The organism is Sporolituus thermophilus DSM 23256, from assembly GCF_900102435.1.
GTDB lineage: Bacteria > Bacillota > Negativicutes > Sporomusales > Thermosinaceae > Thermosinus > Thermosinus thermophilus.
In genome coordinates this window covers 73,736-98,442 of the sequence record NZ_FNBU01000001.1, presented here as the reverse complement: position 1 = coordinate 98,442, position 24,707 = coordinate 73,736, and the positions used below count along the sequence as shown (strand labels likewise).

General features: G+C 55.6%; 25 protein-coding genes and 1 riboswitch. Of the genes, 21 read left to right on the top strand and 4 right to left on the bottom strand.

All coding sequences use genetic code 11. The features are described from left to right. Nucleotide 1 precedes the first annotated feature (1 nt). The 9 genes from prmC (at nt 2) to BLQ99_RS00445 (ending at nt 7,044) form a co-directional block, all read left to right on the top strand. On the top strand, nt 2-871 hold the full coding sequence (gene prmC / locus BLQ99_RS00485; protein ID WP_093687063.1) for a peptide chain release factor N(5)-glutamine methyltransferase: 870 nt from the start codon (nt 2-4) through the stop codon (nt 869-871). Between the two features lie 11 nt (nt 872-882). After that, entirely contained in the window at nt 883-1,923 is a 1,041-nt protein-coding gene (locus BLQ99_RS00480) for an L-threonylcarbamoyladenylate synthase (protein ID WP_093687061.1), read from the top strand. A 62-nt stretch (nt 1,924-1,985) separates the two neighbouring features. Next, nucleotides 1,986-2,585, top strand: a complete 600-nt coding sequence (locus BLQ99_RS00475) for a manganese efflux pump MntP (RefSeq protein WP_093687059.1) — start codon at nt 1,986-1,988, stop codon at nt 2,583-2,585. Nucleotides 2,586-2,791: 206 nt separating this feature from the next. Beyond that, entirely contained in the window at nt 2,792-3,289 is a 498-nt protein-coding gene (locus tag BLQ99_RS00470; protein ID WP_093687057.1) for a low molecular weight protein arginine phosphatase, read from the top strand. Between the two features lie 24 nt (nt 3,290-3,313). Next, nucleotides 3,314-3,754: a ribose 5-phosphate isomerase B gene (gene rpiB / locus BLQ99_RS00465; RefSeq protein WP_093687055.1), complete on the top strand. Its 441-nt coding sequence runs from the start codon at nt 3,314-3,316 to the stop codon at nt 3,752-3,754. Nucleotides 3,755-3,769: 15 nt separating this feature from the next. After that, nucleotides 3,770-4,336 carry a TIGR01440 family protein gene (locus tag BLQ99_RS00460; RefSeq protein WP_093687053.1) on the top strand — a complete coding sequence of 189 codons (567 nt, stop codon included), beginning with the start codon at nt 3,770-3,772 and terminating at the stop codon, nt 4,334-4,336. A 27-nt stretch (nt 4,337-4,363) separates the two neighbouring features. Next, nucleotides 4,364-5,605 (top strand): serine hydroxymethyltransferase, encoded by a 1,242-nt coding sequence (locus BLQ99_RS00455; RefSeq protein WP_093687051.1) that lies wholly within the window; start codon nt 4,364-4,366, stop codon nt 5,603-5,605. A 39-nt stretch (nt 5,606-5,644) separates the two neighbouring features. Continuing rightward, nucleotides 5,645-6,271: a uracil phosphoribosyltransferase gene (upp, locus tag BLQ99_RS00450; protein ID WP_093687049.1), complete on the top strand. Its 627-nt coding sequence runs from the start codon at nt 5,645-5,647 to the stop codon at nt 6,269-6,271. A gap of 158 nt (nt 6,272-6,429) precedes the next feature. Further along, complete coding sequence (locus tag BLQ99_RS00445; protein ID WP_093687047.1) at nt 6,430-7,044, top strand: class I SAM-dependent methyltransferase; 615 nt, start codon at nt 6,430-6,432, stop codon at nt 7,042-7,044. A 171-nt stretch (nt 7,045-7,215) separates the two neighbouring features. On the opposite strand, the gene BLQ99_RS00440 is transcribed toward BLQ99_RS00445, so the two are convergent. Next, entirely contained in the window at nt 7,216-8,190 is a 975-nt protein-coding gene (locus BLQ99_RS00440) for a 2-hydroxyacid dehydrogenase family protein (RefSeq protein WP_093687045.1), read from the bottom strand. 168 nt (nt 8,191-8,358) lie between these two features. Continuing rightward, complete coding sequence (locus tag BLQ99_RS00435) at nt 8,359-8,970, bottom strand: acetate uptake transporter (protein ID WP_093687043.1); 612 nt, start codon at nt 8,968-8,970, stop codon at nt 8,359-8,361. A gap of 269 nt (nt 8,971-9,239) precedes the next feature. Here BLQ99_RS00435 and spoVAD point away from each other — a divergent pair, with 269 nt between their 5' ends. The 8 genes from spoVAD (at nt 9,240) to BLQ99_RS00395 (ending at nt 17,838) form a co-directional block, all read left to right on the top strand. Then, complete coding sequence (gene spoVAD, locus BLQ99_RS00430) at nt 9,240-10,244, top strand: stage V sporulation protein AD (protein WP_093687041.1); 1,005 nt, start codon at nt 9,240-9,242, stop codon at nt 10,242-10,244. 19 nt (nt 10,245-10,263) lie between these two features. Beyond that, nucleotides 10,264-11,340, top strand: a complete 1,077-nt coding sequence (locus BLQ99_RS00425; RefSeq protein WP_245690206.1) for a hypothetical protein — start codon at nt 10,264-10,266, stop codon at nt 11,338-11,340. 93 nt (nt 11,341-11,433) lie between these two features. Further along, nucleotides 11,434-11,640, top strand: coding sequence for a DUF1657 domain-containing protein (locus BLQ99_RS00420; protein ID WP_093687037.1), 207 nt, complete (start codon nt 11,434-11,436; stop codon nt 11,638-11,640). Nucleotides 11,641-11,711: 71 nt separating this feature from the next. After that, nucleotides 11,712-12,623, top strand: a complete 912-nt coding sequence (locus BLQ99_RS00415) for an acyl-CoA dehydratase activase-related protein (RefSeq protein ID WP_093687035.1) — start codon at nt 11,712-11,714, stop codon at nt 12,621-12,623. A 345-nt stretch (nt 12,624-12,968) separates the two neighbouring features. Further along, nucleotides 12,969-13,152, top strand: a riboswitch (cobalamin riboswitch). 97 nt (nt 13,153-13,249) lie between these two features. Then, the gene (locus BLQ99_RS00410; RefSeq protein ID WP_093687033.1) at nt 13,250-14,173 is read left to right on the top strand and encodes an ABC transporter substrate-binding protein; all 924 of its coding nucleotides are present in this window, start codon (nt 13,250-13,252) and stop codon (nt 14,171-14,173) included. Further along, on the top strand, nt 14,170-15,186 hold the full coding sequence (locus BLQ99_RS00405) for a FecCD family ABC transporter permease (protein ID WP_093687031.1): 1,017 nt from the start codon (nt 14,170-14,172) through the stop codon (nt 15,184-15,186). Before BLQ99_RS00410 ends, BLQ99_RS00405 begins: the two co-directional genes overlap by 4 nt. A 7-nt stretch (nt 15,187-15,193) precedes the next feature. Further along, nucleotides 15,194-15,973 (top strand): ABC transporter ATP-binding protein, encoded by a 780-nt coding sequence (locus tag BLQ99_RS00400; RefSeq protein ID WP_093687029.1) that lies wholly within the window; start codon nt 15,194-15,196, stop codon nt 15,971-15,973. Nucleotides 15,974-15,987: 14 nt separating this feature from the next. Continuing rightward, nucleotides 15,988-17,838 carry a TonB-dependent receptor plug domain-containing protein gene (locus BLQ99_RS00395; protein WP_093687027.1) on the top strand — a complete coding sequence of 617 codons (1,851 nt, stop codon included), beginning with the start codon at nt 15,988-15,990 and terminating at the stop codon, nt 17,836-17,838. A 136-nt stretch (nt 17,839-17,974) separates the two neighbouring features. Here the strand turns inward: BLQ99_RS00395 and BLQ99_RS00390 are convergent, their stop codons facing one another. Beyond that, nucleotides 17,975-18,685: a YetF domain-containing protein gene (locus BLQ99_RS00390; protein ID WP_093687026.1), complete on the bottom strand. Its 711-nt coding sequence runs from the start codon at nt 18,683-18,685 to the stop codon at nt 17,975-17,977. Between the two features lie 224 nt (nt 18,686-18,909). Between BLQ99_RS00390 and BLQ99_RS00385 the strand changes: the two genes are divergently transcribed. The 3 genes from BLQ99_RS00385 to BLQ99_RS00375 are packed head-to-tail and all read left to right on the top strand — an operon-like array spanning nt 18,910 to nt 21,035. Next, entirely contained in the window at nt 18,910-19,362 is a 453-nt protein-coding gene (locus BLQ99_RS00385) for a deoxycytidylate deaminase (protein WP_093687024.1), read from the top strand. 23 nt (nt 19,363-19,385) lie between these two features. Beyond that, complete coding sequence (locus BLQ99_RS00380; protein ID WP_093687022.1) at nt 19,386-19,655, top strand: ACT domain-containing protein; 270 nt, start codon at nt 19,386-19,388, stop codon at nt 19,653-19,655. A gap of 21 nt (nt 19,656-19,676) precedes the next feature. Then, on the top strand, nt 19,677-21,035 hold the full coding sequence (locus tag BLQ99_RS00375) for a PFL family protein (RefSeq protein ID WP_093687020.1): 1,359 nt from the start codon (nt 19,677-19,679) through the stop codon (nt 21,033-21,035). Between the two features lie 15 nt (nt 21,036-21,050). Here the strand turns inward: BLQ99_RS00375 and BLQ99_RS00370 are convergent, their stop codons facing one another. Beyond that, complete coding sequence (locus tag BLQ99_RS00370) at nt 21,051-22,916, bottom strand: sigma-54-dependent Fis family transcriptional regulator (RefSeq protein WP_093687018.1); 1,866 nt, start codon at nt 22,914-22,916, stop codon at nt 21,051-21,053. Nucleotides 22,917-23,152: 236 nt separating this feature from the next. Between BLQ99_RS00370 and BLQ99_RS00365 the strand changes: the two genes are divergently transcribed. Further along, nucleotides 23,153-24,556, top strand: a complete 1,404-nt coding sequence (locus BLQ99_RS00365; RefSeq protein ID WP_093687016.1) for an anion permease — start codon at nt 23,153-23,155, stop codon at nt 24,554-24,556. The last annotated feature ends 151 nt before the right edge of the window (nt 24,557-24,707 follow it).

Genomic DNA, 24,707 nt, shown 5'->3' with positions numbered 1-24,707 from the left:
CATGAACGCCAAAGAGCACAAGACCTGGACAATCGGCGCCATCTTAAACTGGACGGGGCAGTACTTCCGCGACAAGGGCGTGGCTACGCCGCGCCTTGACGCCGAAGTGCTGCTTTCCCACATCTTGGGACGGGACCGCCTTTACCTTTATCTGAATTATGACCAGCCGCTGGAGCCGGCGGAGCTGGCCGCTTTTCGTGAAGCGGTCAAGCAGCGGGCGCTGCGCGTGCCGGTGGCTTATATTACCGGCCATAAGGAGTTCATGGGCCTTGATTTTATTGTGACGAGCGATGTGCTCGTGCCGCGCCCCGACACCGAGGTACTGGTGGAGGCGGCGCTGGCGCGCCTCGCCGGGGTATCCGCCCCTGTCATCCTCGATCTGGGGGTGGGCAGCGGCGCGATTATCGTCAGCCTGCTCCACCGGCTAAAGGCGGCCACCGGCGTAGGGGTCGATATTTCCCCCGGTGCCCTCAAGGTTGCCGCCGCCAATGCTCAAAAGCACGGCGTGGCGGCACGCCTTGCCTTAAAACAAGGCGACCTTTTTGCCCCGGTTGCCGGACGGACGTTTCACGCCATTGTTTCCAACCCGCCCTATATACCGGACGGCGACCTGGCCGGCCTCGAACCCGAGGTCCGGCACGAGCCCCGCACGGCGCTGGCCGGGGGGGCGGATGGCCTGGATTTTTACCGGCGTATCGTCGCCGGGGCGCCGGGACATCTTAACGAAGGCGGTTTTTTGGCCGTCGAGGTTGGCCGCGGCCAGGCGGCGGCAGTGGCCGGCCTGGCCGCAATGAGCGGCCTTGGGGTCGAAGCCGTCATCAGGGACTACGCCGGCATTGAGCGCGTCGTGATCATGCGGCGCGACCGGTGAGGAGAGAGAGCATGGAAACTAAGTATTACCTTGTTGATAAACACTATCCTGACAAGCGCATCCTGGCGGAAGCGGCCGCTATCCTGCGGCGTGGCGGCCTGGTCGCCTTTCCGACCGAGACGGTATATGGCCTGGGCGCCAACGGTCTGGACGCACAGGCGGCGGCGCGCATCTATGCCGCCAAGGGGCGGCCGTCGGACAACCCGCTCATCCTGCACATCGCCGACAGCGGCGACGTGGCGAGGCTTGCCCGCCGTATTCCGGCCAACGCGGCGGCGCTGATGGCGCGTTACTGGCCGGGGCCACTGACCATTGTCTTTGACCGGACGGACGTTGTGCCGGACGCGGTTACCGGTGGGCTGAGCACGGTAGCCGTGCGGCTGCCGGCGTCGACCGTGGCGCGGGATCTTATCCGGTTGGCCGGGGTGCCGGTCGCGGCGCCCAGTGCCAATACCTCCGGCCGTCCCAGCCCGACGACGGCGCAGGCGGTACTGGCTGACCTCAGCGGCCGCATCGATGCCGTTCTGGACGCCGGCCCCTGCGACATTGGCGTAGAATCCACGGTGGTGGACTGCACCACGCCGGTGCCGACGCTGCTCCGGCCCGGGGGCATTACCCTGGAAATGCTGCTGGATACGCTGGGCGAGGTCGAGGTTGATCCGGCCCTGGCGCAGAGTACGGCCAGACCCCGTTCGCCGGGGATGAAATACACCCATTATGCTCCGGCCGCGCCGATGACGCTGGTGGAAGGCGCAGGCGCCGCCGCCCTGGTGCGGCGCAAGGTGACGGAAGCGCTGGCTGCGGGCCGGCGGGTCGGGGCGGTCGTTTCGGCGGAAACGGCGGCGCTGCTGCCGCCGGCGGTGGTTAAGGCCGTGTATGGCCCACGGGGCGATGCCGCCGCGATTGCCGCCAACCTCTACCAGGCGCTGCGCCACTTTGATACCTGGCCGGTAGACATTATCTATGCCGAAGGCATTACCGAGAGCGGTCTCGGTCTGGCGGTCATGAACCGGCTGCGCAAAGCGGCCGGCTACCGCATTTTGCAGGCATGATGAACTTTCCAGGATAAGTTCTTGCCTCCGCTCATATACATTACTGTGCGGAGGTGGGGGGATTGAGCGTTCTGGAACTATTCGTGCTGAGCGCGGCGCTCGGGACCGATTTGTTTTCCGTGGCCGTGCCCATTGGTATGAACCGGGTCAGACTGAGGGTTATCGTCCGGTCGGCGGCCGTTTTTGCCCTGTTTCACATTATTATGATTCTAACCGGCTACTATGTGGGCCACTGGTTAGGTTCGGTGGTCGAGCATGTGAGCACCTACCATATTGACCTGCCGGCGGCGACGGTGCAAAACTGGGCCAGCGCCTTGGGCGCGCTGGTGCTGGCCGGCTTAGGTCTTCATATGATTAAGGAAAACCTTGCCGGCGGTGACGCCGTGGATAGTGTCAGTCACCCCTTGCAGGGCCTGACGCTGGTCATGCTGGCGGTCAGCGTAAGCATTGACGCACTGGCGGCCGGCTTCAGCCTGGGCATGATGGATGTGGATCTTATTAAATTGAGCATTATTCTCGGCGCCGTTATTTTTGCCATCGCCGTCTTCGGCCTGGGGCTGGGGCGGCGGGTCGGCTCCTTTATCGGCGAGCGGGCCGCGGCAATCGGCGGCGCCGTCCTTATCGCCCTCGGCCTGCATGTCCTGTGGACGGCGCTGTGGTGAGAATAACCGCTTTTTTAACCGCAAAGTGCGCAAAGGACGCAAAGTAAACTATGCTTGCGCGACGAATGTCGCGCGCGTAACCCTTCGTGTTCTTCGCGTACTTTGCGGTTTTTCTGCTACTTTCCATTTCTAGCAGGTAATAGCCGTAGACGAGGCGAAAATGATGCTGATTAAGCGGACATACTATATAGGGGTTGAAAGGAAAGATGCTGCGTATTTTGGTTGTGTGCACCGGCAACACCTGCCGCAGTCCGATGGCTGAGGCGCTTTTATCAGCGAAAATCAAAGCAAGCGGCCTGACCGACCGCATCAAGGTACTGTCGGCCGGTTTGGCGGCCGGCGAGGCGCTGCCTGCTTCCCATGGCGCCCAGACGGTCATGAAGCGGCGTGGCCTGGACCTGTCTGCCCACCGGTCGCGACAGATTGCCCCTGAATTTGTGCAGGTAGCCGACATTATTCTGACGATGACGGATGCGCATAAGCAGGCCTTGGTGCGCGCCATGCCCCAAGCGGCAGGCAAAACGTTTACCCTGGCCGAATTTGCCGGCGAAACCTGCGATGTGGCCGATCCGTTCGGCGGCGACGAAGCGGAATATGAGGTTTGCGCTCGCCAGCTTGAAGCCATGCTCGCTAAAGTTTGGGAAAAAATCCGCGCGTTAGCAGGAGATGGTGGCGCTGCCGCAGAACAAGAAAGGGAAAAATAGGACAGGAATTGGAGTGCATGTCGAATGTTAGTAGCGATCGGCAGTGATCACGGCGGATTTCGCCTTAAAGAAGAAATCAAGCGGTTTTTGGATGAGGAGAAAATCGCCTACCGCGATTTTGGTACCTACTCGACCGATTCGGTAGATTACCCCGACATTTCCCGTAGCGTTGCCCAAGCGGTGGCTGCCGGCGAATGTGACCGGGGCATTATTATATGCGGTACCGGCATCGGCGTGTCCATCGCCGCGAACAAGATCAAGGGCATCCGGGCGGCCCTATGCCATGACGTCTATTCGGCCCAGATGTCCCGGGAACACAATGACGCCAATATTCTCACCATGGGCGAGCGGGTCATCGGGCCGGGCTTGGCCCGGGCCATCGTGGCCAAATGGCTCGCCACCGAGTTCGCCGGCGGCCGTCATGCCCGGCGGGTGGACCAGATCGCCAGGCTGGAAGCAGAATAGGCGGAGGGATGACGTATGGCGGACAACCTGACCATTCGCGAGCAGACCGAGCGGGCGGTCCGGGAGCTTATTACGGCGGCCGGGCTGGCGCCCGGGCAGATTCTGGTTGTTGGCTGCAGCACCAGTGAGGTGCAAGGGGCTAAAATCGGCTCGGCCGGTTCGGACGCGGTGGCACGGGAAATTTTAGCCGGGCTGATGACCGTGGCCGGCGAATTTCAGGTGAGACTGGCTATTCAGTGCTGTGAACACTTAAACCGGGCCCTTGTTGTCGAGCGCCAGACCATGGAGCAGTACGGCCTTGAACAGGTCACCGTCGTGCCGGTGCCCAAGGCGGGCGGCGCTTTGGCGGCGCGGGCCATGCGCCAGTTTGCCGACCCGGTGGTGGTTGAAACGATTCAGGCCCATGCCGGGCTGGACATCGGCGCCACGCTAATCGGTATGCATCTACGGCGGGTCGCGGTACCCGTCCGTCTTCAGCAAAGAGTTATCGGCCAAGCGCCGGTAACGGCGGCGCGCACCCGGCCGAAACTTATCGGCGGGGCTCGTGCCGTCTACGAATGGCCGGCTAACCCAGAAAGCTAAACATCTGCGGCGAAGGAGGAAGCAGTTTTGAACGTACTTGCCGGAATTGACCCCGAAATCGCTCAGGCGATAGACCTGGAGCGTCAACGCCAGCAAAACAAATTGGAACTTATCGCTTCGGAAAACTTTGTCAGCAAAGCGGTACTGGAAGCCCAGGGATCAATACTAACCAACAAGTATGCCGAGGGGTATCCCGGCCACCGTTACTATGGCGGCTGCGAATATGTGGATATTGTCGAGAAACTGGCCATTGAACGGGCCAAAGCGCTGTTTGGGGCCGAGCATGTCAATGTCCAGCCCCATTCGGGCGCGCAGGCCAACACCGCCGTCTATTTCGCCCTGCTTGAGCCCGGCGACGTCATCATGGGCATGAATTTAGCCCACGGCGGCCATCTCACCCATGGCAGCCCGGTTAACATCTCAGGCAAATATTTTAAAGTTATTCCCTACGGCGTAAATCCCACTACCCATCAGCTCGATTACGACGCCGTCCGCACCGAGGCCATTCGCCAGCGGCCCAAGATGATCGTGGCCGGCGCCAGCGCCTATCCGCGCATCATCGACTTTGCCAAACTGGGCGAGATTGCCCGTGAAGTGGGCGCCATGCTGTTTGTCGACATGGCCCACATTGCCGGACTGGTGGCCGCGGGGCTGCATCCCAGCCCCATTCCCCACGCCGATGTGGTGACAACGACGACCCACAAGACGCTGCGCGGGCCGCGGGGTGGCATGATCATGTGCCGGGCCGACCTGGCCAAGGCGATTGACAAAGCCGTCTTCCCCGGCATCCAGGGCGGGCCGCTCATGCATGTCATCGCTGCGAAAGCGGTGGCGCTGAAAGAAGCGATGACGGAAGAGTTCCGCCTTTACCAGGCCCAAATCCTGAAAAACGCCAAGGCGCTGGCCGAAGAGCTCGCGGGCGCCGGCTTTACCCTTGTGTCCGGCGGTACCGACAACCACCTTCTGCTGGTGGATGTCAGGAGCCTCAATCTCACCGGCAAGGAGGCCGAACGGTTGCTGGATGAAGTAGGCGTCACGGTTAACAAGAACACTATTCCCTTTGACCCGGCCAGTCCCTTTGTCACCAGCGGCATCCGCATCGGGACGCCGGCCGTTACCTCCCGCGGCATGAAGGAGGAGGACATGGTGACTATTGCGCGCATCATCGCCATGGTGCTCAAGCATCCTGACGACAGCCGGGCCAAAGCCGAAGCCGTCACCTTGGTGGGTCAGCTCTGCGCCAAATACCCCCTTTATACCAACTTATAGCGGTAAGCGAAAAAATTAAATATATGTGGAGATGTGTGTATGCAGGTAAAAGTGATTGACCACCCCCTTATTCAACACAAGCTGTCGCTCCTCCGCGACAAAAACACCGGCAGCAAGGATTTCCGGGAGCTATTAGAGGAAATCGCCATGCTCATGGCGTATGAACTGACCCGTAATCTGCCGCTGGAGGAAACGGAGATCGAAACGCCGGTCGCCCGCTGCAAGTGCAAGGTTCTTACCGGCAAAAAGCTGGGCGTCGTGCCCATCCTGCGGGCCGGCCTTGGCATGGTCAACGGCGTGCTGCGGCTCATTCCCGCGGCCAAAGTCGGCCATGTCGGTGTCTATCGCGATCCGGAAACATTGAGCCCGGTTGAGTATTACTGCAAACTGCCCACCGACGTTTCCGAGCGTGACTTTATCGTTATCGATCCCATGCTGGCCACCGGTGGGTCCTCGGTGGCGACCATTGATATGCTGAAACGCAAGGGCGCCAAAAACATTAAGCTCATGTGCCTGGTTGCCGCACCGGAAGGGGTGCACCGGGTCAACGAGCAGCACCCTGATGTCGAGATTTACACTGCCTCGGTCGACGAGCGTCTCAACGACCACGGCTACATCGTTCCCGGTCTTGGCGATGCCGGCGACCGCATCTTTGGCACTAAGTAATAAATGGAAACCCCCGGCTCACGTTAGGTGTGGCCGGGGGTTTTTGCGTCGGCGGCATATTCCATTATTTTTTCAAAATTTCTTCATAAGATCTTCATAATGTCTTGGTATAGTATATATAATATTAAGTATATTAAAGTTAGCCAGAAGGGAAGCGTATGGCAGTTCATAATGTCAGCCAAACAGAAATCATCCGGCGGCGGTATAACCGGACGGCGCTCTTCTATGACTGGATGGACAAGATGATATCGCCGCGTCTGCGTCGGCAAGCAATCGAACTGGCGGAAGGCAAAGTTTTGGAAGTGGGCGTCGGCACCGGGCAAAACCTGCCTTTTTATCAGGGAGACTGCGAGGTAACAGGCATTGATTTTAGCCCCGGCATGCTGCGCAAAGCCCAGGCACGACTCAGACTGGCCAAGGTTCCGGTAAAGCTCTTAGAGATGGATGCGCAAGCAATGAGTTTTGCCGATGACACTTTTGATACCGTTGTCGCCACCTGCGTTTTTTGTTCGGTTCCGGACCCGGTGCAAGGCCTGCGCGAAATAAAACGGGTGTGCAAAAAAACCGGGAAAATAATTTTACTGGAGCATGTCCGGAGCGACAACCCGCTGCTGGGCTGGCTCATGGATCTGTTAAACCCTGTTTCGCTGTATCTGGTCGGCGCGAATATTAACCGGGACACGGTGCAAAATGTCATTGCCGCCGGTATCCATATCGAGGATGTGACGAACGTAAAAGGGAAAATTGTAAAGCTCATCATCGCCCGTCCCTAATATACAGTCCGGTCACGCTAATGACGCTGCCTTCCTAGTTGGGAAGGCAGCGTCATGCTTTTTGGCAGGCCGTAAGAAGCGCGGCAAGGCGTCAATTTGTATTGCCTGTCGCCGTGGTATAATCAGACAAACGGCGCGGCCGAGGCCGCGCCTTATTTTTCCGGTCATGGGTTAGGCGTAAATTTGCGGGTTGACACAGGTGAGGGGTTTTTGGCCATGCAGTACGGCAATAATGTTTTGGGCGGCGATGCGCGCCATGGCCTCGCGCGTTTCCACCGTTGCGTTGCCTAGGTGCGGACAGAGGATGACGTTGTCCAGCTTTTCCAGGCCCGGTGTAATTTTTGGTTCAAACTCGTACACGTCCAAGGCTGCGCCGGCGATGGTTTTATTTTGCAGCGCGGTGAGCAGGGCCTGCTCGTCGATAATCGGGCCGCGGGCGGCGTTGATGAGAAATGCCGTTTTCTTCATGCTGGCCAGTTCTTTGGCTCCGATCAGGTGATGCAGCTCCGGACTATAACTGACATGGAAGGTAAGAAAATCGGCGTTCTTGATAACGTAGTCCAGGTCATGGTATTCGGCGTTGAGCTCCTTTTCGACGTCAGGGCTCAGCCGGGTGCGCGAATAGTAGATTACCGGCATGTCAAACCCTTTGGCCCGTTTGGCTACCGCCTTGCCGATATTGCCCATGCCGACAATGCCGAGCGTCTTGCCGGTGACTTCCACGCCCAGGTGATACAGCGGCGCCCAGCCGGTAAACCGTCCGGCCCGGGTGTTTTTATCGCCTTCCACAATCCGCCGGGCAATGGCGATGATAAGGCCCCAGGTCAGGTCAGCCGTCGCGTCGGTCGAGACGGCAGGCGTATTGGTGACCGGAATCTTGCGGGCCGTTGCGGCCGCCACGTCGATATTATTGTAGCCGGCGCCGTAGTTAGCGATAATTTTCAGCTTGGGATTGGACGCAATGACGTCGGCGTCAATCGGGTCGGAGAGCAGTGAGAGCAGCGCATCTTTTCCGGCCAGGCCTTCAATTATCTCCTGTTTGGATAACAGCCGCAGATCGCGGTGCATGGTGACTTCGAATTCCTGCGACAGCATTTCGTAAGCAATCTGCGGAATTAAACCGGAAATAAATACTTTTTGCCTCATACCGATACCTCCTTGTTTTAGTGTTGCTTTCATTGTACCGTACGGTGATATATGAGTAAAATATATAGTAGAAATAGTGATTATTCTATTCGTGAATAAATACTGTTGTCCCCCCTTTTTTCAAATTTAAAACCCCGACGAACAGCCGGTTCGTCGGGGTTAAATGCCTTATTTAAAAATACCGAACGGTTTTCCGAGCGGAAGAAACTGCTTGCCGAACCACTTGTTCAGGAAGGTCGCGCCGGAGGCATAAAAACCAAGGGCGGCGATAACAAGCTCCGTCCAGGCGGCGAGGCCATGCGCCCAATGGCCGCCGAGACCAAGGGCATCCAAGGTAAGGGCACCTAGTAAAATATCAATAAGAACCATGATGGAAAAAATTACTTTATTGGTTTCCATGGCGGCAATCGTTCCGAAAAGCGAAAAAATTAAATAGCCGAGAAAAGCGACGCCCAACTGTTTGACATCAACTGCTGCGGCTAAAGCAGCGCCGAAGGCGCCCATTTTTATCAGCCAGCTTACGGCTACTCCTGCCCAGAACAGGCCGTAGGCGCCAAAAACGGTAGCGCCGAACAAATTGTTATGCTTAAAATCGTAGACGCAAGCCATCATTTGCGCAATTGAGCCTAAAAAGATAGCCCAGGGAATGACAAAGGACAAACCGGTCGTCCAAGCCAGCTTCTGTGAAGAGGCAACCAGCGTAACCATCGCGAGACCAAACAAACCAAGGGCTGACGGGTCGGCAACGACAATTTGGACTTTTTGATCGTTGGTGTTCAAGTGCTAGCCTCCTTTAAAGTGCGTATATGCAGGCACGAAATAGGATAATATATGATACGTTTTCTGTCAACAAATTTCGACAAAACTCTCCATTGGCAGAGGCAAATCTTGCTGGGCTGTTTACAAGAATTATTTTATTGCCCCGGCCAATACTAAAAATAGCGTCCGTTAAAATAGCTCTACCGTTAGAACCGAAAAACCGACGGCGCGGATTGGAAGGCGTTGGTTGCAGCTTGGCTGCCGGCTGATAAGATCGGAGGGGCGAAATTTTGAACAAAAAGCAAGGCAAGCAAAGTATTATTTTCGGAGCGCCACCTATTATTACCAGTACCGCCAACATTGTTGGCCCTATGGAAGGTGAAGGGCTGCTTGCCGGTTACTTTGACCAGGTAATGGCGGACAACCTGAACAATCAAGATAGCTGGGAAAAATGTGAATCCTATATGCTCGAGTGGGCTATCCGCAAAGCCGTGGCAAAAGAAAACAGCACCATCGATACCGTTGACTATGTATTGGCCGGCGATCTGCTCAATCAGTTAATGGCCACCCATTTTGCCTTGCGCAGTTTGGGCAGGCCGTTTTTAGGCTTGTACGGCGCCTGTTCGACGCTGGCGGAAGGCATGCTGCTTGGCGCCGTACTGCTCGATGGCGGCTTTGCCAATAAAGTGGCCGTTGCCGTATCAAGCCACCATGACACGGCTGAACGGCAATACCGGTTTCCTACTGAGCTGGGGGTGCAGCGGCCGCCTATTTCGCAGTGGACAGTTACCGGGGCGGCGGCGGTGGTGCTGGCGTATGGCGGGAGCGGGCCGCGTGTTACGGCGGCAACGATCGGGAAAATAATCGATATGGGAATTAAAGATCCAAACGCCATGGGGCCGGCGATGGCCCCCGCGGCTGTTGACACGCTCTGGCAGCATATTCAGGACACGGGGCGGCAGCCTGCCTATTATGACCTGATTGTTACCGGCGATTTAGGCGTTGTCGGCAAAACTTTAGTAATTCAACTTATGCAGGAAAAGGGCTTGGATATATCGCAAAACTACGAAGATTGCGGGTGCATGATTTATCGCGAGGACCAGGATGCTCACGCCGGCGCCAGCGGCTGCGCCAGTTCCGGGGTAGTCTTTACCGGTTATCTTTATCAAATGCTGCAGGCCCGTAAACTGCAAAAAATTTTAGTGATCGGTACCGGCAGCCTGCACAGCCCGATTTCGTACCAACAGAAGGAATCCATTCCCTGCATTGCCCATGCCGTCGCGGTGGAAATATAAGGAGGTCGAAATTTTGAAAGTGACTTACCCCCATATGGGGTATCTGAGTATCCCAGTTTACAATATGTTAACCAACCTGGGCTTTGAAGTGGTTGAGGCGCCGCCGATTACGAAAAAAACGGTCGAGCTGGGTTCGCTCTATTCCCCGGAGGGTGTATGTTTGCCATACAAAATCAATATGGGTAATTTCTTGGAAAGTATTGACCGTGGCGCCGATACTTTTTTAACCGTATGCGGCGCCGGCAAGTGCCGTTTAGGTTTTTATAACGCCGTGCAGAAAATCGAGTTGGCCAAGCGCGGAGACGTCCGGTTTTATACTATTGACACTAACAATCTTTTCAGCAGTCTGTACCGCTTCCTGCGGCAGGCTGCGCCGCAGGTTAATCGTTTGGACATTTTAAAAAACATCACGCTGGCCGTAAAGACGCTTAAAGCCCTTGATGCTATTACCAGCGCCAAGAATTATTACGGAGCGCGCTCAGATTTTCCGGACAAGCTGATTGCCATCTGCAACAACGCGGCGCGGCACTTTACCGGCTGCCTGAGTTTCAGCGATATAAGCTACAAACAAAGCGCCGTGCTTGACTTGGTGCAGGCCGTTGGGCAGTCTGCCAGGCAGCCGGTCAGAATTGGCCTAGTTGGCGAGTTTTATGTCTTGCTTGAACCATATGTAAACCATGCCATTGAAGATGAATTGATAAAACAGGGGGTAGAGGTTAAACGGTTTGTCTATACCGGCGATTGGGTGTTTTTAAATACCATGCTGCAGGCGCTGGGCTTGCATAATGAAGAGAAGGCCTATCTAAACAAGGCGCGGCCTTATCTCAACTATCATGTCGGCGGTGAAGGGTTAAGAACGGTCGGTGGCGCTTTATGGTGCGCCAAGAACGGGTACGACGGCATAATCCATATCTACCCGTTTGGGTGTATGCCCGAGGTGGTTGCCGAGTACGCGCTGAAAAACATCGCGCGGGACTATGACTTGCCGCTGCTCACGCTCAGTATTGATGAACACGCGAGCGACGTCGGCATTATTACCCGCCTGGAGGCGTTTGTCGACTGCATTAAACGGAAGAAACAAAAATGGAAAAATTAACCGATAGCGACCATATTTTCCATTTATAAATGCGTGCGGCCGGTAAAAAATATTAATGTAGCGCTCAACATTTTATGATTGGAGGCTAACATTATGACCGTAAAAAAAGATTTGGAGAAAGCCATTGCTGCCGCGGAAGCCGCTAAAGGTACGTACGCACAGTTTGCTACGGCTACTGACGATCAAAGCGCTAAGACAATGTTTGAGCAAATGTCTCAAGACATGAACCGGCACATCGCGCAACTCAACAGCCGCCTTAGTTCTACTGCCGAGAACAAACTAAAAAACCAAGAACAATAACCGCGAGGGAGGTAGCCGAACTACCTCCCTTTTAATGGCAGGCAACTTTTTCTTGGTAAAGGATGAATAATATGGTCGATAATGTCGGGATCCCCCAGGCGCTGCTATACCATGATTTTGGCAGCTTATGGACTGCTTTTTTTCAGAATATGGGAGTTCAAGTTACGGTATCCGGCGAAACCAACAAACGCATGCTGGATCAAGGTACGTCGCTCGCGATTGACGAATCCTGCCTGCCGCTTAAGGTGTATCTGGGGCATGTTGCTTCTTTATTGGATAAATGCAGCCATATTTTTGTTCCGCGTATTGTCCGGTACCACCGCCATTTTTATTTCTGCGCCAAATTTGCCGGACTGCCCGATATAGTCAGAAATACGTTTAGCCTATCCCCCGAACGGTTGATAGCTCCCAATATCGAAACCAAGTCGCTGGCCGGGCAATTTCAGGCCGTCTATGCCGCTTGCCAGGCGATGGGACGTTCCCCGCTGGCCGGAAATTTGGCGTACAGCCGGTCGTTGAAATCCTGGCGGGCCCCGGCGCCATCGCCCAATCAACCACCCCGGCCCCGCATCGCCGTCATCGGGCATAATTACCTGCTGAAGGACGCCTTGTTTTGTAAAGACATAATCGGTACGCTGACCGCCCAGGGGGCCGCGATTGTTACTCCGGATAACATCGCAAGCAAAGTCCTCTATGATGAAGCTAAAGTCTTTGCGCCGGACATCTACTGGCAATTATCGGCCAAGATCGCCGGAGCGGCCCGTTATTTTTGCCGTCAAGGCGATATTACGGGCATTGTTATGGTGTCGAGCTTTGGCTGCGGTCCGGATTCGCTTATCAATGAGTACCTGGAACATCATGTTTTCCGGAAAAGCGATAAACCGTATATTTTCATCAATATTGACGAGCATACCGGTAGCGCCGGGATCATTACGCGGGTAGAAGCCTTTTGGGATTTAGCGAATCGAAGATTAAAACCTTAACGAGGAGGAAGCATTATGCCGAAAAACTATATCAGATACGCCGGCGCAGTTACCTCTAACCACGCGGACAATGTCATCAGGCCGCAAGAATGACAAGCCAAATTTTTTATTGACCTTGTTAGTAATCGGTGGTATATTTTTTCTGAAACACCACAAAACAGGAAAGTCGATATTTAACCACAGAGATAATCATGCCAATAAATTGGCATCACAAGCCAGGAAAACCAGGATTGAACCGCGGAGCGCACGGAGAGTGCGATATACATCGCACTTGAGGTTTTAATTAATTTTAATAAAATTTTATCTCCGCGTCCTCTGCGGTTCCTAAACTCTACGGTTCCTAAACTTAAAATGTCAGGGACAGGTGCCCTTCGGGGCTTAATAGGGAAGTCCGGTGTAAAGCCGGCGCGGTCCCGCCACTGTAATGGGGAGCAGACCCAAGAATATGCCACTGGGACGAAGAGTCCTGGGAAGGTTTGGGCGAGCGATGAGCCAGAGCCAGGAGAACTGCCTGTCTGCCAATCACCGCTGGTACCCACGAGCGATGGGGAGGGGATTAGCTGTAGCGTTCTTCTTCCCGGCTGTTTAGCCGGGCTTTTTATTGAAGATTATTAGGGGGAAACGCCATGCGCAAACTCCTATACTGGTCGGTTTATTTTGTAATGTCCCTGTTTATTTTGATCATGCTGCTGCCTGTCCAGGAGAGCAAGACTTCTACCCGCGGCCAGCTGCAGGACTTTTTGGGACGAAGTATTGACATACCGGAAACTAAGCCCCTGCGCATTGTTTCTTTGGCCCCCTCCATTACTGAGATTCTCTTTGCCGTGGGAGCCGGCGACAGGGTGGTTGGCGTTACTACTTACTGCGACTTTCCGGAACAAGCCAAAAAGCTGCCCAAAGTCGGCGGTTTTCAAAGCCCCGATATTGAGACGATCGTCATGATGCGCCCCGACCTTGTCTTGGCCAGCGGTCAAATGCACTACCAGACCATTCGGGCGCTGGAAAAGGCGGGTATTCGCGTTGCGGCCATCGAACCCCAGACCATGGAGGAAGTCTTAAAGGCGATCCGCCTGATCGGCAGTCTTGTCCATGAAGAAGCGAACGGGGAAAAGCTGGCCGGCGAACTGGCGCAAAAGCTTCAAAACATCCGGACTTTACATGCAGGTAGCGATAAACGGCGGGTCTTTGTGGAAATATGGGACGTACCGCTGCTCACGGTTGGGGCGAAATCCTATATCCATGACGTCATCGTCCAGGCCGGGGGCGTCAATGTGGCCGGCGCCAGGCAGGTTGACTACCTTTCTTCTGATTTTGAGACTTTGTATGCCTACAACCCTGACACTTATCTGGTGGTGCGGCACGGCGTCTACGGGAAGAAGACGGAGGTCTTTACGAAGTTTCAGCTAAATGACATTCAGGCTGTACGTGAAAACCGCATTTTTTACGTTTCCGACGACTTTTTGGCGCGGCCCGGACCGCGCAGTTTCGCCGCCCTTGAAGAGGTTGCGGCAATTCTTCATTCCTCTACGAAAAGTGGCAGTGAACGATGAAACAATTCCGTAGCACCCAATCAATAGTCCTGTTATTATCGGCAGTCGTCCTCATCGGTACGGCTGTTGCCGCGCTGTCCATCGGCTCGGCGGACATTGCGCCCGGTGAGATTGCGGCTATCGTCGTGCAGCGGTTGCTGCCCGTAGAAATCGGCCCGGAACTGCCGCCGGTGCATAGCAAGATCGTGTGGGAAATCCGGTGGCCGCGGCTGGCCTTGGCTATGCTGATCGGCAGCAGTTTGGCCGTTTCCGGGGCTTGTTATCAAGCCTTGTTTAAAAATCCCCTGGCCGATCCGTTTATCCTGGGGGTTTCATCCGGAGCGGCGTTAGGCGCTGCTGTGGCCATTGTGCTTGGCCACACCGCGTTTGTAAGTTTCTATGCCTTTGCCGGCGGGGCGGTCACGATATTTATCGTATACATCCTTGGCGGCGGTGACAGGGCGGAGCTTAGTTCCAACCGGTTGCTTTTGGCCGGCGTTGCCCTGGGGTCGCTACTCAATGCGTTGCTCAGCTCCATCATGGCTCTTCATACCAAGCAGCTGGGGCCGATTTTGTTCTGGCTGTTGGGCAGCCTTGGCAATCCGCCGGAAAACCTGACGCTAATGGCGGCGCTTATTGCCATTGGCCTGGCAGGGATCATGCTGTTTGCCCGGGATTTGGACATCCTTGCAACCGGCGACGAGAATGCCCAGTTTTTAGGAGTGGATGTAGCCAAAGTCAAGGTCAGCTTACTATTGTGCACAACCTTGATAACCGGCACGGTTGTCGCGGTAAGCGGCATTATCGGCTTTATCGGACTTATTGTGCCACACATGCTGCGCAAGCTTATCGGCCCGGAGCACAGACTGCTGCTGCCCGCGTGCGCGCTGTGGGGGGCGATCTTCCTCTTGTGGGCCGACAGCGTGACGCGCTTGTTTGCCAGTCTGTCCCCGGTGCCGGTGGGTGTTGTCACCGCGCTGCTGGGCGGCCCGTTCTTCCTGTATATTTTGTACCGAACAGACCGCAGACAGTGAGGAAGCCATGAAAGAAAGATTGCTGGAAGTTCAAAATGTATCGGCCGGGTACGGGGCCAAAACCGTTTTGCATAATATTAGCTTTGCCGTGGACAGGGGCGATTTTCTCAGCATTATCGCGCCCAACGGCACAGGGAAGTCTACGCTACTCAGGTGCATTGCCGGGGTTTTGCCGGTGCAAACAGGCAACATCCTGGTTAAGGGCGAAAGTGTCAGTAGCTTCCCCCGGCGCGACCTAGCGAAAATAATCGCCGTCGTCGGCGCCGAAGAAGCCGTTTTTGATTATAGTGTGTACCAAACGGCGCTGATGGGACGGTTTGCCCATATCAGCCGGTTTGGCAGCGAAACGGCGGCAGATTTTCGCATTGTGGAAAAAGCACTGCAAGACGTCGGCATGTGGGAGAAGCGGGATGCGAAAATGAGCAAGCTGAGCCAAGGGGAAAGGCAGAAAGCGCTGATCGCCCGCGCTTTGGCCCAATGCCCGGAAATTCTGCTGCTTGACGAGCCGACGTCGCATCTGGATTTATACAACCAGTTTGTGATTTTAAGACTCATTAAACAATTAACGGCCAAAAACAACATTGCCGTTGTCGCCGTCATCCATGACGTTAATCTTGCCGCACGGTTCAGCACAAATCTTTTACTGCTGAAAAACGGCAGGATGCTGGCCTGCGGCCCGCCGGCAGCCGTGCTGTCGACCGAGGTGCTGGCGACAATGTACGACATGGAATTTGTCCTGCATAATACCGATGGCCATATTTACGTCCAACCAAATTTTGCATTGTAAGGAGAGGTAAATCAATGTCTTACGGCAAGAAATTTTTAACCAAACGCATCGCATCGGCCCTGGCGGTGGGAACGCTGCTGGTGGCAAGCCCGGCCTTCGCGGCGGAGGAGCCGGTATTTCAGCTGGACCAAATCACCGTGACCGCTGCCCGCGTTCCGCAGGCCTTGGCCAGCACGCCGGCCGACGTGACCGTTATCACCGGCGAGCAGCTTGAGCAAAAAGGCGCGCGCAATTTAGCCGACGCGCTGGAAGGCGTGCCGGGGGTGGTGGTTAAGAAACAAGGCGGTGCTGGGGAGTTTGCTACAGTTTATATTAACGACAGCGACCGCACCGTTGTGATGGTGGACGGCAAGCGGCTGAATTTGCCGCAAGGCGCGGCCTATGGCCGTGGCCCGCTTGACTTCAGCACGATTATCGGGCTGGATAATATCGAGCGGATCGAAGTTGTGCGCGGCGGCGGTTCCACCTTGTACGGGTCTGATGCCGTGGGCGGCGTGATTAACATTATTACGAAAAAAGGCGCTGGCTCGGTCAAGACAATTTTAGATATTGGCGGGGGCAATAACGGCACCTTCCGCAGCAGTATTGTCAATCAGGGCGAGGAACGGGGCTTCCGCTGGTATATCACCGGCGCCAAGGACAAGACGGACGGCCAGCGCCCCAACAATCAGTACGACGGGAAAAACGCCACCGTCAGGTTGGATAAAGACTTAAGTTCGCGGGAAAACTTAACGGTCACCTATGATTATTACGGCAGCCATGCCGGTATTCCAGGCTGGATGAATCAAGTAAACGGCAATTATGTGTGGAATACATCCTCCAGTTTGACCGATTATGCCGATGTCCTCCGGCAAAACTGGGGCGCAACTTACACCTTTAAACAGGGAACGACCGAAAACATCCTGAGGTATTATAACAATAGTCAAACTTATGTAGGCCGTAACGGGGTTGATTTCCGGCACCGCAACGAGGTCAAGGCCTTGGAATATCAGCAAAATCTACGGCTTAACCCCAACCAAACCATTACGTGGGGAGCTGACTGGCGGAGCGAAGAGGTTGACAGTACCAATGAAAACGGCTTACAACGTCGGCATGTTCGGGCTTTATACCTGCAGGACCAGTACACGGTCAATGATTATTGGCAGCTTACGACCGGGCTGCGGTACGACGACAACAGCCAGTACGGCAATAAATTGCTGCCAAAACTGGCGGTGAATTACCGGGCCGATGACCGCACCAACTATTTTGCCAGCTGGGGCAAGGTATTTAAGCCGCCTACGTTTGACGACTTATATTGGTATTCAGAATCTGAATGGGGTATCTATAAAGGGGATCCAAATCTAAAGCCCGAGACGGGATGGACAGCCGAATTCGGAGTCAAAAAACGCTTAGACACGAAGAGCGAAGCAATGGTTTCTTTATTTAAGCGTGAACTCAATGATGCTATCCGCTGGAACGGTACTAGCCCTGCCAACATTGATAATTTCCGCTCCAGCGGCGTCAATCTGACTTATGCGACCAAGCTGTCGAACGCAGTTACCGCCGGCATCGGCTACTCCTATCTCCATACCGAAACCACCGACCCAAGTGTCCGCGACCCGCACCATAATTTGTATACGAACTTGAATGTGCGTTACGGCAAGCTGAACCAGACGTTATCAGTAAACTACCTTAGCGAATCAGGGGTAGGGAATTCCAAGGTATCAGGACGGGTCGTTGTCGATACCACTGCCAGCTATGACTTAGGGGAAGGGCAGTCGCTATATCTGACCGTCAACAACCTGTTTAACAAGCGTTATCAGGAAGTAGCCGGCTATCCGGCTCAAGAGCGCACCATCTTCCTGGGCCTTAAACAATCGCTGTAAAACATTTTGGGCGCGAGCTTTAAAAGAAACGATTGGTTTATAACCTTTAAAATTAAACGGCAAGAAAGATACTTTAGCATTTATATAGTAAAAGTGGTTGGGAAGCGAAGCTCTCAACCACTTTTACTATGGCGCGCTAATTATTATTTTGCTTGGCGGCAGGTGTTGTGACACTGACAAATAGCTGGCCCTTGGAATCGATGGCGGCGTAGGTCACTTCGGATATGTCGGCGATGCCGCGGGCGGCAAGCTGCTTTGCCAGCCAGTCTTGCGTCAGGTTGTGGCGACGTAAGTTTTCTTCAATAATTTCTCCGTCCATAATGAGTTCTACCGGAAAAGTCGGATCCGGCAAGTGAATCCTCAAATCGCTCTTGGTCAGGGGCTGATAGTCGGCCTTTTTAATAACACTCAGCTCTCCCGATGTTTCGATGATGGCGTATTGCACCTCGGAAGGGTCAAGGATACCTTGCTGGCGCAGTTGGCCGTTTAATTCATCCAAATCGTACCGCAGGCCCCGCATATTTTCCTTAATAATGCGCCCGTTTTCGATCACGACGGTCGGGGAACCTTCGATTATTTTGCGAAGGGGACGGCTTTTTATAGTAAGGTACGATATAAAATAGGTAAGGGTGACAAATAACGCCAGGTCATAGAAGTGGCTCCACACTTTATCAGGCTCGGATGCGGCAACGTTGGCCGCGATCGAACCGATGGTAATACCGCTGACATATTCGTAAAAGGTTAACTGACCGATTTGGGTATTGCCCAAAAAACGGGCAAAGACCAGTAAACTGAAAAACACTAACGAGGTTTGCCAGGTGTCGCGGATGATTTCCTGCCAATCCAATGTTTCACCATCCTTTTATGCTCGAATGCCTGCAAAATATAGATTGGACAAAAGCCGGGCCGGTTATTATACTTTATGTTAAATCGGCTAAACCAGGGAAGGTATAAAAAAGAAATCCGGCGGATTAAAGCTAAACTCCTTTTGCGGCCGGAGCCGGCTATGATATAATCGAATTAACTCTGCGTAAAAATTACATATGTATGCCATGGAAGGATGGTGATGGTGTGAGTCGACCGACCTGGGATGAATATTTTATGGATATTACGCGGGTGGTGGCGCTGCGCTCGACTTGTCTCAGGCGGCAGGTGGGAGCGGTTATCGTCAAGGATAAGCGACTGCTCACTAGCGGCTATAACGGCGCGCCGCGCGGACTGGCGCACTGTGAGGAGGTGGGCTGTCTGCGCGACACCTATCACGTGCCGTCCGGGCAGCGGCACGAGCTATGCCGGGGCATGCATGCCGAGCAAAACGCCATCGTCCAGGCGGCGCTGCACGGCGTGGCCATTGAAGGGGCGACGCTGTACTGCACCCATCAGCCTTGTTCAGCTTGCACCAAGATGATCATTAACGCCGGCATTCGCCGTATCGTCTACGAGCATCCCTATCCCGATCCGCTGGCGCGGGAGCTGGTACAAGAGGCCGGCATTGAGTGCGTTTGTCTTAAAAAAAATAACTAATAGTCGCGACAGGAGGAAAGGACATGAAAATCGTCATCACGGTTGTGGGTCAGGACCGGGTGGGCATTATCGCCATGGTCAGCGGCATCTTGGCCGACAACAACATTAACATCCTGAATATCAACCAGAATATTGTGGACGGCTTCTTTAACATGGTACTCATCGCCGATATGGCGGCGGCTACCGTCAGCCTGAAAGAGCTGCAGCAAATTCTGGGTGGCCGGGGCGAGGCAATCGGCCTGGACATCAAGGTGCAGCATGAGGATATCTTCCGCATCATGCACCGCATTTAACTTTAGCGACGGAGGCTTGTGATGCTGACCTTTCATGATATTCTTGAAACCAACCGCATGATTGAACAAGATAAGCTTGACGTGCGCACCATCACCATGGGCATCAGTCTGCGCGACTGCGCTCATCCGGATATCGCCGTCTTCTGCCGCAATATCTATGATAAAATAACGCGGCTGGCCGACCGCCTGGTGCGCGTCGGTGAAGACATCGAGGCCGAATACGGCATCCCGATTATTAATAAACGCATTTCGGTAACACCTATTGCCATTGCCGCCGAAAGCTGCCGGACCGACAGCTTCGTGCCGGTGGCCGAGGCGCTGGACGCGGCGGCCAAAACGGTGGGCGTTAACTTTATCGGCGGTTTTTCCGCCCTGGTGGACAAGGGCTATACCGCGGGCGACCGGGTTCTCATCCGTTCCATCCCGGAAGCGCTGGCCCGGACGGAGCGCGTTTGCGCTTCGGTCAGCGTGGCTTCGACCAAGGCGGGCATTAATATGGACGCTGTGCGGGAGATGGGAGAAATTATTAAACAGACGGCCGAGCTCACCCGTGACCGGGATGCGCTCGGCTGCGCCAAACTGGTGGTGTTTGCCAACGCCGTCGAGGATAACCCGTTCATGGCCGGCGCCTTCCATGGCGTAAGTGAGCCGGAGACCACCATCAATGTCGGCGTATCCGGTCCCGGGGTAGTGAAACGGGCGCTGGAGGAGGTGCGCGGCCGTGACCTCGGCACGGTTTCCGAGACGGTGAAAAAGATGGCGTTTAAAATTACCCGCGTAGGGCAGCTGGTGGCGCAGGAAGCGTCGCGCCGCCTGGGCGTGCCGTTCGGCATCATCGATTTGTCGCTGGCGCCGACGCCGGCTATTGGCGACAGTGTGGCCCATATTTTGGAGGAAATGGGCCTGGAAAGCTGCGGCGCGCCCGGTACGACGGCGGCGCTGGCCCTCTTAAACGACGCGGTAAAAAAAGGAGGGCTTATGGCGTCTTCCTATGTGGGCGGCCTCAGCGGCGCCTTTATTCCGGTGAGCGAGGACGCCGGCATGATTGCCGCCGTGGAGCGCGGCAGTCTGACGCTGGAAAAGCTGGAGGCCATGACCTGCGTGTGTTCGGTTGGACTGGATATGATCGCCGTACCCGGGGACACTTCGGCGGCCACCGTCGCCGCCATCATTGCCGACGAAGCGGCTATCGGCGTGATTAATAACAAAACTACCGCCGTCCGCATCATTCCCGTGCCGGGCAAAACGGTGGGCGACCGGGTGGAATTCGGCGGTTTGCTCGGACATAGTCCGATCATTGCCGTCAATCCCTTTAAATCCGACGGCTTTATCGCCCGCGGCGGGCGCATCCCGGCCCCGGTTCGCAGTCTGACAAATTAAAAGTGAATTAGGTTATTAACGCAGACCTAATTTTTTCATTTTGCGCCACAGGGTGGAGCGGCTAACGCCAAGCAGGCGGGCTGCTTCACCCTGTTTGCCTTTGGCGATGGCCAGGGCTTGGCGGATTTGCTCCTTTTCGCCGTCGTCCACCGCCACCGTCGTTTCGCTGTCGGCGTCGTCCTCCAGCATTTGCGCCACCAGGCCGGCATCCACCTGCGGCTGGTGACATACGGCTACGATCCGTTCAATCGTGTTTTGCAGCTCCCGTACATTGCCCGGCCACGGATGGCGGGCAAGCCGCTCCAGGGCGGCGGGGGTGAAGGTAAGGCGCCGGTTCTGGGCGGCGCTGTGTTTTTCCAAAAAAAACTCGGCGTAACGGATAATATCGGCGCCCCGTTCGCGCAGGGGCGGCAGCTTGAGGCGCAGCACATTAAGGCGGTAATACAGGTCGGCGCGGAACTTATTTTCCCGCACCAGGCGGCTGAGGCTCTGGTTGGTGGCGGCAATGACCCGCACGTCAACCGGGATGACGCGGTCGCTGCCAAGGCGCATGACTTTCTTCTCCTGAAGGACGCGCAGCAGCTTGCCTTGGGTAACATAGTCCATCTCGGCGATTTCATCAAGGAAAATAGTACCGCCGTGGGCCAGCTCAAACAGTCCCGGCTTGCCTTTCTGGCTGGCGCCGGTAAAGGCGCCGCCGACATAGCCGAACAGTTCGCTCTCCAGAATTTGGCTGGGGAGGGCGGCGCAGTTGATTGCGACGAAAGGACCGTGGGCGCGGGCACTGCCATTATGGATGCTCTGGGCGAAGACCTCTTTGCCGGTGCCGGTTTCGCCAAGGATAAGGACGGAAGAATGGGTCTGGGCGAATTCCTGGGCCATATGGACAGTATGGCGGATTTGGGGACTGTCGCCGATAATATCCTCGAACGTGAAGGTGGCTACATGGCCGCGGGCGTAAATTTCGCGGCGGATGCGGGCCTCCATCTGCTGGATGTTGCCGGCATCCTGAAAGGTAGCCACCGCGCCGACCGGTTTGCCGTTGACGATGATCGGTACCTTGTTGCAGAGCACCCTGGTACCGTTGACCTTGAGGAGCTGGCCCAGTTCGTCCCGGCCGGTGGCCAACACTTTTTCCAGCCCCAGTTCGGGCCATACGTCGGTTACTTTTTTGCCAATGGCCGCAGCGCCGTCAATTTTCGTAAGCCGTTCGGCGATGGGGTTGAAGATGGTAATGCGCTGCCCATGGTCGACCGAAATGATGCCATCATAGGCAAAATCGAGGACGGTGCGGAAGAGGCCGGCCTTGGCCTTTTCTAACTCCCGCGCGGCCGCGATGCGTTTGGCTTCGGCCGCCGCCTGGGCAATGCCTTCGCTGCCGCTTTTAATCAGGACATAGGGACGGTGGTGTTTCTGGGCCGATTTGCCGGTAATCACCCCGCCGACGACGACATCGGCGCCGTCCCGGAAGGCCTGAAGCACCCGGCTTTCGGCCTCAAGCTCGTCGGTGATGATATACTGCCGGATGTCGACGCCGAGAATGGGGCCCAGGCAGTCGATGCCTATGACCATGGACGGGAAGGCCACAACGCCGATGCGTGTCCCGTACCGCTTGGCTTGTTCCACCGTGCGGATGACGTCAAAGCCGGTAATCGGCACTTCCACGATGGTGACCGGCAGGCCGGCGTCTTTAATGGCGCTGGCAGTACCGCCGCGGGAGATAATTACTTCCACGCCGCCCTCCACCAGCTTGCGGGCGATGCGGACCCCGGCGCTGAGCAGCCCCCGCTCGATCCGGATGTCGGGGTGGGCATGGCGCAGTGTTTCCTGCGCCATGTGATACATATTTTCGTCAGGGGCGAGAAAAACAATATTCGCCATTTTAAACACCGCCTTGCAACAATATGCAACATTATAAAGCAAGTGTAAAACACTTGTCGCAAAAATGCAACGTTTTTTGCCGAAAAAGTCAGTAAATTAGGCGCCTTGAGGGTTGGCACGGTTTTTGCATTATTAAAGGGGTAAGGCAACAGTGGCACATGGTGCTGTGGCAGGAGGTGAAAAAAGGCCTTCGTTTGCTTCCGGCAGGAAAATCAATAACAGGGAGGGGAAAGGGTATGCATTCAAAACTAATGCGCGTTCTGCTTATTGTGGCGGTCGGCGCCGCGATTTGGTTTGCGCCGGTGCCAAGCGGCGTGAAGCCGGCGGCATGGCACTTATTGGCCATCTTTGTGGCCACCATTTTGGGCTTTATACTGCAGCCGCTGCCCATCGGCGCAGTGGCCTTTACCAGTATTGCCTTTACCGTTCTGGCCGGAGTACTCAAACCCGCCGAGGCTCTGTCCGGCTTTGGCAATAACACTATTTGGCTTATTGTATCGGCCTTTCTCTTTGCCAAAGGCTTTATTAAAACCGGCTTGGGACGCCGGGTCGCGTACATGGTAATGCGGGCGATCGGCGACAGCACGCTTAAATTAGGCTACGCGCTGGTGCTGAGCGACCTGATTATCGCGCCGGCGACGCCGTCCAACACTGCCCGCGCCGGCGGCATCCTGTTCCCGATTGTGCGCAGCCTGGCGTCGGCCTTCGACTCCGAGCCTGGCGCCACTTCCCGCCGCGTTGGCGCCTACCTGATGAAAACCGTCTTTCAGGGCAATGCCGTAACGTCGGCCATGTTCATGACCGCCTGTGCGCCTAACCCGTTAATCGTTCTGCTGGCCGCCAAAACGCTCAACATCCAGCTTAGCTGGGGCATGTGGGCGGCGGCAGCGGCCGTGCCCGGCGTTATTTCGCTAGCATTGATCCCCTACATTCTGTACAAAATATACCCGCCGGAAATCACCAAGACGCCGGAGGCCAAAGAATTGGCCCATCGGGAACTGGAAAAGATGGGTCCCATGAGTTACGGCGAAAAAGTAGTTGCCTTCGTCTTCGTGCTGGCGCTTATTCTGTGGGCTACCGGCACCTATACCAAACTTGATGCCACCAACGTGGCCATGATCGGCGTGGCGATCATGCTGTGGGCGGGGGCGCTGGAATGGAAAGACGTGCTGGAGGAAAAAGGCGCCTGGGATACCATGATCTGGATGGGCAGCCTGATTGGTCTGGCCGACTATCTCGCCAAGCTGGGCCTGATCGGCTGGTTTGCCAAGAGCGTCGGCGCCGCCATTGCCGGTATTGCCTGGCTGCCGGCCCTGATGCTGCTCTTGGTCGTCTATATGTACTCCCACTACGGTTTTGCCAGCCTGGCGGCTCATGTGACCGCCATGTACGCCGCCTTTGCCGCGGTGGCGGTGGCGGCCGGTGCGCCGCCGTATCTGGCCGCCCTGTCGCTGGCCTTCGTTTCCAACCTGTTCGCCGGCCTGACCCACTACGCTACCGGTCCGGCGCCCATCTACTTCGGCGCCGGCTTCGTCCCCCAAGGCACCTGGTGGCGCCTGGGCTTCATCCTCTCGGTCGTCAACATGATCGTCTGGGTGGGCCTTGGGTCAATGTGGTGGAAGGTGCTGGGGCTTTGGTAGGTATGAGGTGTGAGGTATGAAGTATGAGGTATGAAGTATGAAGTATGAGGTATGAAGTATGAAGTATGAAGTATGAGGTGTGAGGTATGAGGTAATCTGGCCCAAGTGGAAAGTGGAAAGTGGAAAGTGGTGAAACGTTTTTACTTTCCAT